Genomic DNA, 16,785 nt, shown 5'->3' on the forward strand with positions numbered 1-16,785 from the left:
GTTTGAAATCCCTGTACCAAAGCCTCTTCTAATTGATAATAGGTATCTTCCATCATAATCGTTACCTCGTTCTTTCTATCTTTATTCTACCGCGTTTTTCTTTTCTTGTCCGCTATTTATATCTATTTTTTAATCCAATTCAAAAGAAAGTTGTTCTTGCTTTTCGTTTCCTTTTTCATGGAATTGTCTTAAGGCCTGATCAATAATATCTAAATCCGTTTCTGTTTCAATCAATGGCGCGAGTACATCGTATTCGGCCTTTTTAGTTTGATAATCCTCTTCCTTTGGAAAATTTTTCTCAATTTCTACCTTAGCAGTAGTCCATTTATCCTTTAATTCATCCAATAAGTTCTGAGTTTTCACTTGATCCTCCTTGATGTGATCAATCGTATGCTGAAGTCTTTGAATTGTCCCCAAAGGAGAATACAAATCTAAACTGACAGAATACTGATTTTCTCCTACAATCTTAACAGAGAAGGTTTCAGGAAGAGGTTGATTTGTTGGAAGACTAAGCATTTTAATGTCAAATCCTCTATAGCTTGCTAGGGTTCGGAATTCTTTGCTGTCGGCTTGATTATGACGGATAAGACGGTGTAGGGATTCCCCTGCTTCAGCTCTTTGCTCAAAAACTTGCTTGCCTACTGTCATAGAAAATGCCTGGTCTTTCGATATTTCAGACTGTTGAATATCTCCATCATACTTGCTTAATCGTTTCTCAAGAATGGGTATATTTTCTTCACAGTAAGAGATTGTATGACGATAGTGATCCTTGCTGCGTTGAAAGGCGCGTCTTTGATTTTCTAATAGGGTTAGATCATTCTCCAATTCCATCTTATATTTGAGATAAGGATTACCTGTTGCTAGTGCCTTAAAATCAGAAGCTGTCATGGTCTGCTCATCAATATCTTCTGCAGCACGAATCGGCTCCTTAGAAGTCATAATCTGCTTAATATAACGGAGTTTGTTCTCCTGAGTTGCCCATAGATAATTATCAAACGAACCTTTAGTAATGTAGTGGTAAATATCCACTTCCTTGTTTTCATTTCCCTGTCGGATAATCCGTCCATTGCGTTGCTGGATGTCACTTGGTCTCCACGGAACATCCAGGTGATGAACTGCTTTCATCTTGCTCTGAACATTTAAACCTGTTCCTCCTTTTTCAGTTGATGCAAGGAGAATCCGCACTTCTCCTGCATTAACCTTTCGAGACAAACTATTCTTCTTTTCATCACTATTAGCATCATGTACAAAGGCAATTTCCTTACTAGGGATTCCTCTATCAACTAATAAAGCCTTTATTTCAGAATAGACATCAAAACCATTATCCTTTTTCTTAGGTGTGCCAATATCTGAAAAAATCATCTGAGTAGCCTTATTTTCCATTCCCTCACGATAAATTCTTTCAACATTATCCACTACCTGAAGCAGTTTATGATTGTCTGCTAGACTATAACTAGAGTCCAATAAACGCATATCAATAGCTAGTTTTCGTGCCTCACCCGTAATTTTTAACATGTTATCCTGGCTCGGATCAACTGTTCCACATTTGACCATATCTGACCTCATAACTAATTCTTCTAAATAGAGTTTCTGGTTTTCAGTTAACTCACTCTCAATAGGGATAATATGAGCTTCTGGAACAGGTAAATCCAACATATCTTGTGTTTGAATGTCGGCTGTTTCTTTATAGATTTTCATCAACTCAGGTAGATTGACAAACTTTTTAAATCGTTTCTTAGGTTGGTACTTATCCCCTGTAGGAGCTAATTCCATAGAGTTTTGAATTTCTCCAAAAGCACCTACCCAAGAGTCAAAATAATCAACTTGATAGCGTTTTAAGATATCTGGTTGAATATAGTTCATCATAGTATATAACTCACTAATAGAATTTGAAACGGGTGTTCCTGTCGCAAAGACAATATTTTTAAAATCATGTTCTTCCTGAATCTGTCGAACCTTCATTTCCATATCCACGTTCTTCTTAGAAGTTGTATTGGTAATCCCTGCTACATTTCCAAGTCCCGTAATTGGACGTATATTTTTAAAGTGATGTGCTTCATCCACAAAGAGAAAATCAATTCCTAAGTTCTCAAAATCAATAAAGCTATCACGATTAAAGCGTTGGAGTTCTTCCAATTGTTTCTCTAGACCACTTATTGATTGTTCCGCTTCTTTAACTGTATACTTATTTTCAGAATGTGTTTTAATCTCTCGTAGTTCATTGAGTTTATCCTCGATATAATTCATCTGTCTTTCCTTACTGACAGGTATTTTTTCAAATTGAGAATCCCCAATGACAATGGCATCGTAATCTCCTGTAATAATACGTGACACAAATTGTTTTCTTCTCGCCTTCACAAAATCTTTCTTAGTGGTCACAAAGACCTTTTTAGTAGGGAAAAATTTCATGATTTCTTGGCCAAATTGAGCAGACAAACTAGAAGGTACTACATACAAGGGCTTATGAACCATCCCCAACTCCTTTAATTTAAACCCAGCACCAAGCATGGTCAAGGTCTTTCCTGAACCTACCTCATGAGCTAATAAGGCTCTTTTTTCTTCTACGATTCTTTGAATGGCATTCTCTTGGTGAGGGCGAAGACTGATGTTTTGTGCCAAGCCATCAATGACTAGATGGCTACCGTCATACTCTCGACTAACCGTTCGATTATAAAGACGATTGTAACTTTCTTCGATGACTTGTTGGACTTCTGGATACCGTGAGACAAAGTCTTGAAAGAGTTCTTGTAAATGCTGCTCTTTTGCTCTTAGAACAGAGGTTTTCTCCAAATCTGTGATGGTCTTTTTCTTTTCTCCTTCCGTAACAGTCATAGTAATAGTCGGTTGGTTCGAATTAAGTAAATTCTCAAAAATCTTTCTTCCTGTATCATAACGTGACCCACTAACTCCAAGACTACTATCTTTGGCACTTGGATAGCGATAAGCAAATGATGTCCTTAAATGAACCTGCCCATCGACAGGATTCACTTCAATGACTTGTTCAACATCAGGCGAAGACAATTCAAATTCACGATTGGTAAAACATTCAAAGGCAAATTTACCATAAACGGATTGAGGAATCCAACGTGACCCTATTTTAAACTCAATATCTGCCAGATGAATCCGTGGAGGACGAACAGATTCTAACAAATCTAAAGCATGAGACCAGTCACATTCTTGATTGTTTTCCTCCACTAATAGTTGAACTACTTCTATCTTGTTGAGAATGTCTCCTGATAAAAACTGGTTCTTAGAAAGATATTTTCTTTCCCCTCTTAAATAGCTTTCTGGATCCATTAAAACCTGGTCACCTAACTCATCTAAAATAGCAGCTTGGCTATGTTCAGGGTAAATTGATACCATATAGTCTAAATCAACCCCTCTACCATCCGATAAACTGGAGTTTAAGGCATCTAGAGCCGTTGAAACTTTTGCAATCACTCTCTCTGGCCTAACCAATGCTTTCTCAAAGGCTAAAGATTTTTTATATTTTACTTTCTGGTCTTTAGAATCAATATACTCATCTTCTAAACTAGCTAGTAGGGAATACTTGTCGTCACTATCAAATAAGTTCCGATTGACTGAGGCATTCAAGTATCCAAATTGACTTACAAAGCGGTCATAGTCATGATTGAGTTTACTAAGTAATACCTGAAAATCTGTCCGATTATAATCTGGATGACGTTGAATTTCAATTAAGGCTTGATAGGTCTCTCTCAAATCAACCATACCCTTAATGCGACTAATATCCTTATCCGATAAGGGACTTTCATAAAAGACAGTTTTTTTGAACAGTCCCTTATATTTCCCTCTTTTACTCGCTTCTTCTGACTTGTATACATCTAGTGCTTCCTCATCTGTCAAATGAAGTTGCACGAATCGGTCTATTTTATGTTCAGACAAAGAACTGTCCCAAGCTTTAAAATCTCCCTTCTCATCTACATAATAACTAATTTCGTCTACTTTTGAACTTTTCCGAATGCCATGCGTATCTCGGTAATAAATTTGATTTCCCTCATATCCAAAAGAATAGAGCGCTAAGTCCTCACGTATACGACTTGGGATAGAATTATCCACTTCTTCTTGGATAAAAACAGGTGCTTTCAAAGAATTGTCAATTTGTTTAGGTGCTTCCACATTCTCGAATGCTTTCATTATGTCAGTAGCTAATGTTTCTGATACCCCCTTAACATTGAGAGTTCCTCCATTAAAATTACGTACCTCATATTGGCCCAAAACTTGTGTATTGTATTTCCCATCAAAATAAGGATTGATCCAGACACGCTTATCCTCCTCAAAGGGAATAGAACCACTAAAAACAAGTTCCTCCTCATGAAGATTCTTTGCTTGATCCTTTTGAAAGAAGAGGAGGTCTGTGGTCACTCGAGTACCTGCAATCTTTTTAAAAGCCGTATCCGGCAAACGAACTCCCCCTAAAAAATGAGTGTTGGATTTAATTTCTTGTAAGACATTATCTGTCCGCTTATCCATTGTGCCAATAGAAGAGATAATCGAAACTTGTCCTCCATCTCTTACTAAATCAAGTGAGTGTTTGACAAAGTAGTCGTGAATCATATAAGGTTTATCATAGTTTTTATCGGCAATGCGGAAATTTCCAAATGGAACATTTGTTAAGACTAAATCAAAACTATTATTTTGATAGGGAACTTCTTCAAATCCTCGCACTTCAATATGGGTATTGGGGTGGAGTTGTTTTGCGATTGCGCCTGTCACACTGTCTAATTCAACCCCATAGAGTTCTGATTTCTCTCGTATACTTCTAGGCATAGCCGCAAAGAAGTTCCCAGTTCCCATAGAAGGATCTAATATCCTTCCTCCCTCAAAACCATCATCCAGTAATTTTTGCCAAATCTGGCGAATGATCATTGGGTCTGTATAATAGGCTGTAAGAGAACTTTGTTTCATGGTGGAGTATTCTGATTTACTTACTAAACTCTTAAGAGTTAAACGTTCTGTTTCATACTTTGGATTGAGTTCATCAAAAAATTCATTGGCAAGACCACCCCAGCCGACATACTTGGCTAGTAGCTCTTGTTCTTCTGGATTCGCTTGTCGTCCCTCTTTTTCTAATCTTTTAACAAGATCAATTGCGGCGATATTCGTTTCAATTTTTTCTCGATTTGTCTTAGGATAAAAATCCTCTAAATCATCTGGAAAAACAAAATCTAGAACAGGGACATCCGTCTCTTCAATACCTACAATAAGCGTTTCTGTTTCCTTATCCTTTTCATTTTCTTCTTCCAGGTAGGAAAACAAATCTATTTCCTGACTTTCACTTGATGAATCAATCTCAATCTCTGAATCTTCTTTTTCAAGTTCTACAAGAGACAATACTTGTTCAATCTCTTCCAAACTGTTCAAGTATAAGATAGGATTCTCTTCAAATAACTGCTTGGAATCATTGAATAGCTCTAGGCGAACTAAGTCATTTAACTGTGCATTTTCAATCGAAACCAACTGAAATACTTGTCCTTTATAACTTACTTGTGAACCGATTGGATATTCCCTCAAAGCTTCTTCTACAATTTTATCGACATTAGAAAAGGAGTTCGTTTCTTCCGTTTCCTGTTCAATATCACTTGAAGGAGATAAAGATCCCTCTACTTGATCAGACTTTTCTCTTATAGCTTTTACTTCATCAAAATGAGTAATAATCTTCAGCTTTTGTGTCAGTGGAAGTTGTTGGTAGTTTTCTTCATGATGGACAAGATCCGTAACGGTATCTAAAGTAGCCATCAATTCTGAACCCAAATAAGCTAGAACATCTCCCTCTTTTTCTTCAAAATGAATCTCAAGAACTTCTTTTTTAAGCTCTTTTGAGTCAACCATTAGAAGAAATTCCTCTATATCTCTACTAACACGGTCAGATAGATTATTCGCAACCCGATAGACATTGACTAAATTGACATCCTGTTTCTGATGACATACAAGCTCACTTAATGGTTCTAACTTCTCTTTTTCAGATTGGATGTAAAATCGAGTGGAAAGGTTATAGGTTGCGACTTCTAGCACCAAGTTTTTCTCAAAATTACTTAATTGAGATAATTTACTTAGACCTGCTTGTCCAAAATTTCTTGTGTAACTTTCTAAATCTTGGTCATTATTTTCAGAACTAGCCTCTAGGAAAGAAATAATATCTTGATGAAACGAATACACATGAGGTATCTCTTCTATCTTGCCCTCTTCAGCCAAAAAACTCTCTACCAAATCCTGCCATTTCTCATCAAAATGTTGCGCTTGATAACGAAGAAATAGGTCCATTTTCTCCCTATCTTTTGGAATTGTTCCACGAAACATAGCCAATAATTGCATTACTTCCATACTCGCTCCTTTCATCTATACGAAAATAGGAGAATCACATGATTCCCCTACAACTCTATCTCCATTTCAACCTCTTGAGGACTGGTTTCTAAATTACTAGACAAAAGAGAAACGGCATCTGTTCTCATGTAGTAAGTATATAAGTCTTCAAGGTCTTGTTGGTTTTCAATCCCTGTTTCAATACTAATCAGTGCCTGTATAAATTCCTTGTAGTGACTCTCCATCATATCTGAAATCTTTTGTTTCATTTCCACAAATACTGATGACGGTTCAGTTATACTTATTTGGTCTATGTCTTGAAAATCCTTTTCTAAGGGATTGGTTCCTCCTTCTATTTCCAATAAATCTGAACGACCATCACCATCAGAATCTGCGCTAAGAGGATTGGTTCCTAGCGCCAATTCTTGAGCATCAGTTAATCCATCTTGATCCGAATCACGTTGATAAATGGTTTCCATATACTACCTTCTTTCCTAGTTAATCTTGTTTCACCCCAATCCTACCAAATATTCCTTGAAAGAAGTATCACAACAAAAAAGAGAACGAGCTAAACTGCGTACTCCTTATAATGATAAAAATATGTTTTATGCCACAAAAGATATGTAAACTAATCTTTTAAATAATAAAAAAGTTCCGACGTTTGTAAATGTTTTGAGTAAATTGAAATTACTTTTTGACCTTTTGGAAATACTGTCTTTCTCTTCAAATCTAATAAAGATTGAGGAACAATTTTCCTTGATGTCTCTTTCAATGTTAATGCTAGTATCTGTTTTCTTGTACGTAGAGCATAATCAAACTCCAAATACAAATAACGTCCTGAACCAGTTAGATGAACATGGTTTCCCAATAACTCCTCAATGGATCCTAAAACTTGTAACTTTTGCATCGTGGTTCCATCTTCTTTTATTTTCAACTCATCAATTATGACATGTCTATTTAAACAATCGTCAAAGAAACTGCCTGCACCTTTTCGGTAATCAATACCACATAGGTTCATGAAATTAGTAGGTGAAAAATGAAGTTCAACACTTTCTATTTCCGTTTCATAATACATGATTTTGCCAACAAAGTGTTCTTTAAAAAAAGAAGCCGCAATTTGTAACTGAGTAAAAAAACGCTGAAGTTTTATTTTTTCGGTGTAATTTGGATTACGATAATCTCTAGAATTTGCCATATTTTCCTCACAAAAAGGTTCTACTATCCAACAAATCCCTCACGCGATTATATGTCACAAAAAATAGGACACCGTCTTACCGCTGCCCCGTCAAAAATTTAAAATTTTTATTTGGTGGTTCCATTATATCAATCTTTTTTTAATTCGTCAAATAAAATCTTTATCTTTTTGAATAATTTTTTCAGTTACTTTTTCTATAAATTTATATGTAGCTATAATCAAATCATTTCCTTTGAAAAAATCTGCTTTCTCTCTCATTCTACCCTTAATTAATGATTCTAGCTCTCTATATCTATGCTTTTTAACTTTCCCTTTAACAACTTTATCATATACATAGATTAGAGCTACAAATTCTAGTACAACCCGAGATGATAATCGTTTTTGCCTTTGAGATGTGGTAAAGCCTCCTAATTCCTTTATAAATAAAGTTATTTCTTGAGGACTAATAGTTGTATTAGAATTTAAGTTAAACAAAAGACAGTTATTATGAGCAGCTGAGTTTCTCAAACTACGTACCAAATTTAAAATTTTAATAGGAATATATGGTTCTGTTTGACTTTGATAATATTCAGCGTATAAATTTATTATCGAACCAAAACTTAATAACTCTAATAAAACCCAAATAGGACAATCGTCATAGTTTGTAATACTATGATAACCAGTTTCGCTACATTCAACAGTAAAATACTTACTAATAAGGTCACTAGGGTGCAAAGCAGCCATCATTGATGCAATTTTCTTATCCTCATTTTTATGATTATCAAGAAATTCTTTAGCTACATCGTAACCATCTTTATCTTCATTGTCCTCAATATCTTTTATTAATTGCACACAAATACTATGTTCAATATCTGAACACATTTTCTGAACCATGAATCTATAATGCATATCAATAACACTAAGTTCAACTAAATAAGCAAAATCTAATCCAATATACTTCCCTTTATTAGAACCATTAGTATATTTTTGATAATTTTTTCTGTATGATGCCGTTCGTAAATAGTTATTTGTACTGGATAAAAATTCGATTGCTTTTAACCTACTCATATAATTAAAAGTAATGCCCTTATCTTTCTTCATTTTATCCACTATTTCTTCCACAGTTTTCTTAGGTTTTAAATTCATATTAGACATATATACTACCTTTTATTTCTAAAGCTATAGCCACTATATATCCTACTTTTAAGATTGACTGATAGTTCCCATAACAACTCCACCAATTCCCAAAACAGCCAAAAATGCTTTCAATATTGGATTGTGAATACACACAAATATTAAACCTAAACAAATGAGGATTATAACTGCGGAAATAATCAAAAATATTGTTCCTTCCAATACTACTTCAGATATACTTTTTATAAAATAGACTATCAAGAGGATTCCAACTATGTAGAAACATATCGCTCCTATAATATATAATAAAGGTTGGTTATTATTATGAGCAATTATCTTTAATGGTGAAGCTGATGGATATGTTTTCAATAATAAATTATTCAATCCATGTAATTTCAATAAATAAACAACAACAAATATTAAATATATTAAGAGTGATAGAATTTGAGCTGGAAGTTGCTCCCACAGTCTTTTAATCAATCTTTTAATCAACTTTATTCTCCTTTGTTTTCTCTCATAATGCTAGCTTGAGTTATTATTTTTTCTTCCTTAATTAAATTAAAATATCCCTTTAAATAAGATAGAACCACGAATAAAGCTACTAATAATATAATGAGGTATAAAACAATTGATAGTACAAAAATTCTATCAAAGACTGAAGCTTCTTCAGGTATAACTGACACCATTTTAGCACTAATAGTATTTAAAAATTTAAACATCTTATCAGTAAATCCAGATAAAAAGGCAATTAAAAGAACTGAAATAAAAAATGTAAATTTCACCTTCATAGTTGCTAATTTTGTTTCAACCATAATTTTCTTTGATTGAAATTCTTCATGTGTCATAGATAAGTACTCTTTTATTTTGATAGAGTAATTTAACACTTCTCTTTCATCTTCTGTTTTTGTTAGAAAATTTTTCACTTTCACTACAAGAGATTTTTCTTCCATAGATTCTTCCTACCATTTCTTTAATTCATTGTAACATAAAGAAACAAAATAATCCATTTCTATAATTCATCCCTTCATTTCACTCAAGACACAACACAGGATGAATAAGTGAGTGGTACAGCCACTATCTCGCATTTTCTGCACTTTGCGAAACAAGACATACTAATAGTCACATAACAAAAAACAGCCCTATACTATTTGTAGTGGGTAAATCCCCTATAGATATTATGGAGCCAATTTTGTTGTAGAAAAAGAGCCTACAAAAAAGGCGGTTTACAGAGTCTGTAAGCCACCTAGTCAGTCGGTTTATTCTGGTGTCTGCCACCGCTTGGCCCTTACGTCCAAGATTGCTATCGGATTTCGTTCTGGTGTCCGCCACCGCTTGGCCCTTATGTCCAAGATTACTATCAGATTGACCATGAGCCGACTACTCATCTACACTATTTATTCTACCTGAAAATGGTTAAAATTTCAAGTGTAAACTCTTCTATTTCGTAGTATAAGCAAAACTGATGGCACTATCTGCTTGAGAGATTTTTCTAAAGGTATAGTTAGGGTTGCCACCATAGTTAGTTTCAGACACAAGGAAAGAACCATCATCATAGACCTTCTCTACAAAAGCCACATGACCATAGTCTGCTGGTGTGCCATGTGTACCTCCCACAAAAGAAACAATGGCACCTGCTCTTGGTGTAGAGCCAGTTTCCCCACCAAGACTTGAAGCTGTCGCAACCCAGTCCTGACCATTTCCCATGGTATTAATGATTGAAATCTTCTCTCCATTACTTCCTTTTAATTTTAAGCCTAATTGATTCATACGAGCCGCAACACCCCATGTACATTGTCCATAGGCATAGGCCATACCATCTCCACCACCAGGAACAGAATGATCATACAAGTCCCCACGAACCCCTTCAAGGGATTGTGGGTCACTTTTTGCCTGTCCTCCATTTGTTTGACTAAAGCCTTTTTCAATTTGATAATACCATTCCGTTGCTCTAGTTTGTCTTTCCAGTAGTTTGTCACCAGAATTTCCCTCCCAATAGGTAAGGAAGAGTTGGGCGAGATTGGCTGCACTACCCGTATTTTTAAAGAAATCCTTTAACCAACTTTGATAGTAAGGACTATCCCCATGAAGCATAAAATCAAGTTGGAGGTCTAAATCATACCATTTCTTATTTTGGGTGCGTGCATAATTTAACAAAGCTGTATGACGTGTTGACCCATCTGCGGTATCCGTCCATTGACCTAACCCCAAACCTCTATGAAGGATATTAGGATAAGCACCACTATAAATGGCTGGCCCTCCTATCGCTAACCAGCTTTCATCATCCCATGAGGAATCGGTAGCGCCAACTGGAGGAGATAAATAATCCCCTTCAGCTCGTTTAGGATTGATAGAAGATTCTACCGACCAATTTCCTAAAATAGCCGCAATGGCTTGGGGACTTGCCCCTTGAGATTTCAAAAACTCATAAATATGTTTTGCTCGTTCAAACTCATCCCCACCAAACTGACCAATGGCAGGTAAGATAGTTGTCTGAAGTTGAATGACTTTTGGAAAATAAAATTGCGGATTGACATACACCAATTTTTCTTTCTTGTTCTTATACTTTTGATAGGAAACTTTCAAACCTGTATCGTCTGGTGTTTCACCAATAATATCACCCGTTAGGACTCTTGTCCCCTCAATCGCACGGCCATTATGAATAGAATACAAGGTCAATCGACTCTCATTCTCTCCTTTTCCGTTAGTGAGAATAATATTGTCGCCATCTAGAGATACAACTCCATCCATTGGTGCGACAATTGTTTGGTGAGCCTTCGCTTCTAGTAGAATGTACTCCTGAAGGGTAGGTTTCCCATCTAAATCATAGTATCCATAACGATAAGTCATGGTTAGACTATCTTCGTTGCTTTTCCCCTCAAATGGATTGTCCAATTCCTGCATGGAAGCATACACACCCTCTTCTTTTAGTTCCTTTATTTCCTCTTGATCGTCTTTCGATAGTTTATACTTAGGAGTTTCATAGAGGTCTTGCATGGATTTCAAATCTTCCCCATCGTTTAAATCATGCCACAAAGTAGACAGATAATCCTTGTAAGTTTCTGAACTAAATAAGTGAACTGGTTTGTGTAACTCATAGTCATGGAATTTAAAGTTCATATACCCCATCACATCATCAACTTTTGTGTAATAGGTAATGCCTTTGTCATTTGTACGAGTATGTTCTGCGTCTTCCCAAGTTAAGTGGGTATAAGCTTTTGTTAATTCAAATTCATCTTGTTGAATCAAACTAGCAGATGAAAATCCTAAAAAGAAGCTCATCATAAGTAAAAGAAGAAAGACTATTCCTCCAACTATCCAGGTTACAGGATTTCCAGCCGCAAATGTAAAGAAGGAAAAGGCTGCTTTTAGTTTTTGATAGATATTTCGGACACTTGTAAGACCTTGTTTCTTTAATTTTCGAAACCGATTTTTAAAGGAACTTGGATTCTCTTTCGCTAGTTTCCATCCTTTTCCATCCTTAAAATGATGGTATCGCTCTTTTGTGTTGGTCAGTCTTTTCTTGGTAAAACGACCTGTTGCTTGTCCTGTTTTGACACTAGCTTTTCCAAGGTTATAAGAAAGCCGACTGTAGCGTTTTCCTTTTCTAATGGTCTCTTGAAGTGTGCGATAGCCTTCTAAATCTTCATTTTCTGAAGCTAACTCCCCACCTTCACGTCCAAGGACATAAAGAAAAGTTTTGGCTTTCCTACTGACTTTTTTGGACTTATAGGCTTGTTTAGTAGATTTTAGATTCTCTTTGGCGGCCTTGACTTCTTTCTTAGCTTTTAATTCTTCTAAACTCTTCCCTTGAAAGAAAAAATTAGATTTCTGTTTCGATTCCTGACCGTAGAGAAATTTTTGATTGGTTTTTCTTTCTTTACGACTCTCTTTTCTTTCTTCTTTTGCTTCTACCTTGGCTTCTCTAAATTGCTTCTTGGCTATTTTCAATCGTTTCCTAGCATGAGGCAACCGTCTGTCTCTTAATTCTTTGCGATTCAAAAGAGATGGAGGACTATTTTGAAGAATATGATTGTAGTCTTCATTTGCTTGTTTTACTCTCTCCTTTGAAGCTTCTCTCATCTCCTCTAGCTTTTCTTTTATCTCTTTTTTCCATGCTTTTTCATCCAGTACAGAGGAATCTTTTTTCTGTTTCTTCACCTCCTTCTTTCCTTGTTTCAAGAATTTTTTCTCATCTTTTAGGCTTCTTCTAAATGCCTTTCGGGCACGTATGATTTTTCTTTTATCCTTCATTCTACTTCCCCTTAGTTAGAAGCCATTTTATCAGGATCCGTACTCATGATATCAAACAATTGAGTACCTTGAGGAATCTTATTTTTAAAGGGTACGACAACGGAACCAGCTTTTATCAGTCCTGCCCCTTTTTCTGGATTGACAAGGTATTTTTCGAGTTCTTTTGACAAGCCTAAGAGTTGAACCAGTTCTTCTCGGTCATTTTTTGCTTGCTTGAGGAGAATCATAAATTCACTATTGGCAATAATCCGTCTACCATTTGGATCTAACAATAAGGTTTCGACATTTTGGGTTATCCCAGTCGGACTGGCTCCATATTTTCTGACACGACTCCACAATTTAAAGAAGAAATCACTGGCATATTTATCTAATAAGAGAAGCTGCATTTCATCAAAATAAATCCAGGTCTTCTTCCCTAATTTTTGGTTCCGAACGACACGATTCCATATCTGATCAAAAACAACCATAAGAGCGATTTGTTTCAGCTCATCTCCTAACTTCTTAACGTTATAAATCAAGAAATTAGATCCTGTCTGAATATTGGTCTTATGAGAAAAAATATCAAGAGAACCTTCGACATACAGTTCCATATCAAGCGCCAAATTCTGCGCTTCTTCTTCTGGCTGTTGACTCAAGACAAAGACCCATTCTTCCAAAGAAGGCTCTTTAAATGACTGATAGGTAAGTCTAGTGACTCGGTCGATAATTGATTTTTCTCTTCCATCCATTTTTCTATCCAATAACTTGCCGATAAAGGATAAAAGAAATTCTGATTTTACCTTTACAGGATCTTCATCCATATTTTCATCAGACAAGTCAAGTACATTGAGATAGGTTTGGGAATCTGGCGCAATATCAATCATTTCTCCTCCAAAAGCTCGTCCAATGACACTGTATTCTGCTTCTGGATCCACGATGATAATTTCAGTATTTTCACCAGATTCCTTGATTTTGGTCGTGATAATCTCATGCTTGGTTGCCATCCCTTTCCCAGCTCCAGATGTTCCTAAAATCAAACCAGATGGTGTATTTAATAGGCTGCGATCAATAGTAATAATATTGCTTGAGATTTGATTGATACCATAATATTTCCCACTACGATCTTGTAAATCTACTGAAGTCCATGGAGAGTTCACTGCTACATTAGATGTTAATAAACTCCGTGATATTCCCTCTAAAAAATCACAACCAAATGGCAGCAAACTATTAAAGGCTGCTTCTTGCATATATGGAAGTTTATCAATCATTAGGTCATTTGAGCCGGCCACTTGTTGAATCGTGTCTAGGGCTTGTTTAAGTTCTTCTTCATCCTGACCAAAGACCCCAATCAAGAAGACTGTTTGAAATAGTTTATCTCCTGTCTCGGTCATGGTTTTTAAGAGTTCCTCGGCTTCATCGATATTGCTTTCTAATACATGGCCTACTTTTTCCAAATAGATACCTGTACGAGCTAGTTTTTGTTGTTCCCCAATCTTTTGGGATTCCATCAAGGTTTTCTTTGTTCGTAGTTTCTTCATGGCATCCGCCTTGGTCGAACTTTGAGCATGGAGGCTCACAATCAATTCCAAATCTCCTTGCATGAGGTCTCGGATAAACTGATCTCCTAATTCCATGCCGTAGTCTCTCACATAGACAATCTGTAATAAGCGGTCATTGATTTGTAGGTAATTCTTGTTTTTAAAATCCAAGAGATTAGGGGCTATGAAGTGACGAGTTGTCTGACCAGATCTCGTTAAATCACGGTAAGAAAAAGGAAGATGATGTTCTCCTCTAAGCATATCCGCCAACAAGTTCACACGGTTTTCTCCAGCCAAGGATTCAAAGCGAGCATCAATTTCTGAGAAACCACTCTTGAAATATTCTCCAATTTGAGACAAGGAACGATAAGCTTGTTTGGGATTAGAATCCTTTCTACCAAAGCTAATCAGTTTCACAGCTGAAAAGTTATTTTCCCCACTGTCTAAATTCTGATTCATCATCCGATTCAATTCTTTACGGTAGGTATCATATCCATCTTCTTTTTCCTCATACAAAACACTTTGTCTAAACTTTTCTAAATTCAATCTTTTATTAAAGATGGTCAATTGGAAGTTGGTTTGGTCATCTAAAGAGTTAATCAAATCAGAATATTTCTCAATGATTGCGCCCTTATCTTCTAAACCAACGGTCTGGTAATTGACATCACCAAGTAAATAGCTTTGTGAGAAATAATCTTCTTTTACCTGCATCAGACCATTTTGATACAGGGCTTGATAGGAAAGAGTATTAGCCGTTGAGGGTAACACTTCCTCTTTTTTTCCTTTAACTACTTCTTTCTGATTAGTCATTGAAGTTTTTTGTTTCTTTAATGTATTTGATTTTCTTTTCATGTTCAGGTCCTTTCTTTCCTGTAATTGTGCGTAGGGGAACCGTTAGTTCAAAATGAAGACGGTATTTCAAATAATGTTCAAAATATAAATCATTGGGTTTATAGACTCCAAAAAGCATGAGGGGAATGGTAAAAGCAAACACAAAACCGTAAACAAACCAATCTCCAAATTGCCAGAAAAAGAGATTCAAGCCCAAAACAATAATTGTGACAATAAAGGCTGGTAAAACAAAGATGATTTGTCTTGTAGTGAAACCTAACCAAGCCCTGTGTTGGTATTTTGAGATGTCTTTAAAGACACGTGTATTCATGACTTTCCTTTCTAAAAAGGCTAAGAAGCAATCACTTCCTAGCCTTTATCTAATTACATACCTAAGATTGATCGAGCCGTACGTTGAGAACCAACGAGGGCAATAATCAGTAAGATAGCTTGTATTAAACTACCAAACATAATCGCAAGAGATTGCAGGACTCCTGCACCATTTGAAACAGCTATTTTCCCAGCAGATTCAAACAAAGGAACAAGAGAAACAATCAGAAAAATAAGAACCCCTTGTACCGCATAGACCATAATATTTTTTAAATAGCCAATACCAATAGACTTCCACTCATCACTTAAAAATGTTGGAATCGTAAGAGGGGCAAATGGAATCATAAGGTAGAGTTGAATAAATCGAATGGATACCAAAAGATTGACCATGGCTGCACTTACTATTCGAACAAGCCAAATGAGTAGGGCGAAAAAGCCCACAATCATCCGGCCAATAAATCCTGACCCCTTTAATCCAGAGATTGTATCATACTTTGCCCCACCGTGAGCCACAATCGAGGCCACTTGTTCAATGGCGTGACTCGCAATCCCGATGATGGCTTCTACAATAACGGTAGTGTTGGTAATTACAACTGCGACCATAATATAACTAATCAACATCGGCGCTAATGCTTCAAAGGTCATCGCTCCACCAGAGTTAGCAATTTTCTTTGCCATCTTCGAAAATTCTAAGATGAGAACAACTGATAAAATCGCAACTCCAAGAGGTTGCATGACACTTTTAGTAATACTAGACATGTAAGTCCAAACGGTTGGATTGTAGCTAGATAGGGATTTAATCAGATCTACCGTAGATTGTAAATCTACATTAAATCCTTCAAATAAATTTTCAGCTGATATTTTTTCAGATGCAAGGTAAACAAAGGGTGAGACTAAACTAAGGTTCATGTCATTGTTTATCCTCCTAAATTGAAATCTGGGTTACAAAGGCTCCAGCAGCCCCTACCATAACACCACCGACAATTTCAAGAATGGCATTCCGAACACCTGGTCCACCATCTTTAATGTTGGTTGCAAGGTTGACAATCCCCACAACAACGAGAAAGGCACCAACCGCAATCAATCCCTTCTGCAACAAAGACATAGCTTGTGCAAACATAGCACTTGCGTCTACTCCATAAACAAAACCTTTAAAATGCGTAATCATCTATTTCCTCTTTTCTATTTTTATTTTAAACTAGATTCAAAAGTTAAATCACGAATTCT

11 protein-coding genes are annotated in these 16,785 nt (G+C 36.0%); all 11 read right to left on the bottom strand.

The genetic code is table 11. The annotated features are described in order from the left end of the window. Positions 1-129 precede the first annotated feature (129 nt). Entirely contained in the window at positions 130-6,342 is a 6,213-nt protein-coding gene (locus tag D8855_RS09800; protein WP_185757588.1) for a DEAD/DEAH box helicase family protein, read from the bottom strand. Between the two features lie 47 nt (positions 6,343-6,389). Then, a complete protein-coding gene (locus D8855_RS09805; RefSeq protein ID WP_125417157.1) occupies positions 6,390-6,800 on the bottom strand; it encodes a thrombospondin type 3 repeat-containing protein in 411 nt (136 codons plus the stop codon). Positions 6,801-6,949: 149 nt separating this feature from the next. Further along, positions 6,950-7,516 (bottom strand): PBECR4 domain-containing protein, encoded by a 567-nt coding sequence (locus tag D8855_RS09810; RefSeq protein WP_125417158.1) that lies wholly within the window; start codon positions 7,514-7,516, stop codon positions 6,950-6,952. A gap of 147 nt (positions 7,517-7,663) precedes the next feature. Beyond that, positions 7,664-8,650: an Abi family protein gene (locus D8855_RS09815; protein ID WP_142999116.1), complete on the bottom strand. Its 987-nt coding sequence runs from the start codon at positions 8,648-8,650 to the stop codon at positions 7,664-7,666. Between the two features lie 48 nt (positions 8,651-8,698). Continuing rightward, positions 8,699-9,121: a hypothetical protein gene (locus D8855_RS09820; RefSeq protein WP_125417159.1), complete on the bottom strand. Its 423-nt coding sequence runs from the start codon at positions 9,119-9,121 to the stop codon at positions 8,699-8,701. 2 nt (positions 9,122-9,123) lie between these two features. Beyond that, positions 9,124-9,579: a hypothetical protein gene (locus D8855_RS09825; protein ID WP_125417160.1), complete on the bottom strand. Its 456-nt coding sequence runs from the start codon at positions 9,577-9,579 to the stop codon at positions 9,124-9,126. A gap of 487 nt (positions 9,580-10,066) precedes the next feature. Then, the gene (locus D8855_RS09835; protein WP_125417162.1) at positions 10,067-12,880 is read right to left on the bottom strand and encodes a phage tail tip lysozyme; all 2,814 of its coding nucleotides are present in this window, start codon (positions 12,878-12,880) and stop codon (positions 10,067-10,069) included. Between the two features lie 11 nt (positions 12,881-12,891). Next, positions 12,892-15,249: a VirB4-like conjugal transfer ATPase, CD1110 family gene (locus tag D8855_RS09840; protein WP_185757589.1), complete on the bottom strand. Its 2,358-nt coding sequence runs from the start codon at positions 15,247-15,249 to the stop codon at positions 12,892-12,894. After that, the gene (locus D8855_RS09845; RefSeq protein WP_001097589.1) at positions 15,200-15,559 is read right to left on the bottom strand and encodes a PrgI family protein; all 360 of its coding nucleotides are present in this window, start codon (positions 15,557-15,559) and stop codon (positions 15,200-15,202) included. The genes D8855_RS09840 and D8855_RS09845 overlap by 50 nt, the downstream gene beginning before the upstream one ends. A 53-nt stretch (positions 15,560-15,612) precedes the next feature. Next, a complete protein-coding gene (locus D8855_RS09850; protein ID WP_001054256.1) occupies positions 15,613-16,467 on the bottom strand; it encodes a VirB6/TrbL-like conjugal transfer protein, CD1112 family in 855 nt (284 codons plus the stop codon). A gap of 16 nt (positions 16,468-16,483) precedes the next feature. Continuing rightward, positions 16,484-16,726 (bottom strand): hypothetical protein, encoded by a 243-nt coding sequence (locus D8855_RS09855; RefSeq protein ID WP_000627865.1) that lies wholly within the window; start codon positions 16,724-16,726, stop codon positions 16,484-16,486. Positions 16,727-16,785 lie beyond the last annotated feature (59 nt).

The organism is Streptococcus mitis (assembly GCF_003942685.1).
Taxonomy (GTDB): Bacteria; Bacillota; Bacilli; order Lactobacillales; family Streptococcaceae; genus Streptococcus; species Streptococcus mitis_CD.

Coding starts and splice junctions, on each gene's coding strand:
- D8855_RS09840 (WP_185757589.1), bottom strand. CDS start 15,249: ATGAAAAGAAAATCAAATACATTAAAGAAACAAAAAACTTCAATGACT.
- D8855_RS09825 (WP_125417160.1), bottom strand. CDS start 9,579: ATGGAAGAAAAATCTCTTGTAGTGAAAGTGAAAAATTTTCTAACAAAA.
- D8855_RS09855 (WP_000627865.1), bottom strand. CDS start 16,726: ATGATTACGCATTTTAAAGGTTTTGTTTATGGAGTAGACGCAAGTGCT.
- D8855_RS09850 (WP_001054256.1), bottom strand. CDS start 16,467: ATGAACCTTAGTTTAGTCTCACCCTTTGTTTACCTTGCATCTGAAAAA.
- D8855_RS09815 (WP_142999116.1), bottom strand. CDS start 8,650: ATGTCTAATATGAATTTAAAACCTAAGAAAACTGTGGAAGAAATAGTG.
- D8855_RS09835 (WP_125417162.1), bottom strand. CDS start 12,880: ATGAAGGATAAAAGAAAAATCATACGTGCCCGAAAGGCATTTAGAAGA.
- D8855_RS09810 (WP_125417158.1), bottom strand. CDS start 7,516: ATGGCAAATTCTAGAGATTATCGTAATCCAAATTACACCGAAAAAATA.
- D8855_RS09800 (WP_185757588.1), bottom strand. CDS start 6,342: ATGGAAGTAATGCAATTATTGGCTATGTTTCGTGGAACAATTCCAAAA.
- D8855_RS09845 (WP_001097589.1), bottom strand. CDS start 15,559: ATGAATACACGTGTCTTTAAAGACATCTCAAAATACCAACACAGGGCT.
- D8855_RS09805 (WP_125417157.1), bottom strand. CDS start 6,800: ATGGAAACCATTTATCAACGTGATTCGGATCAAGATGGATTAACTGAT.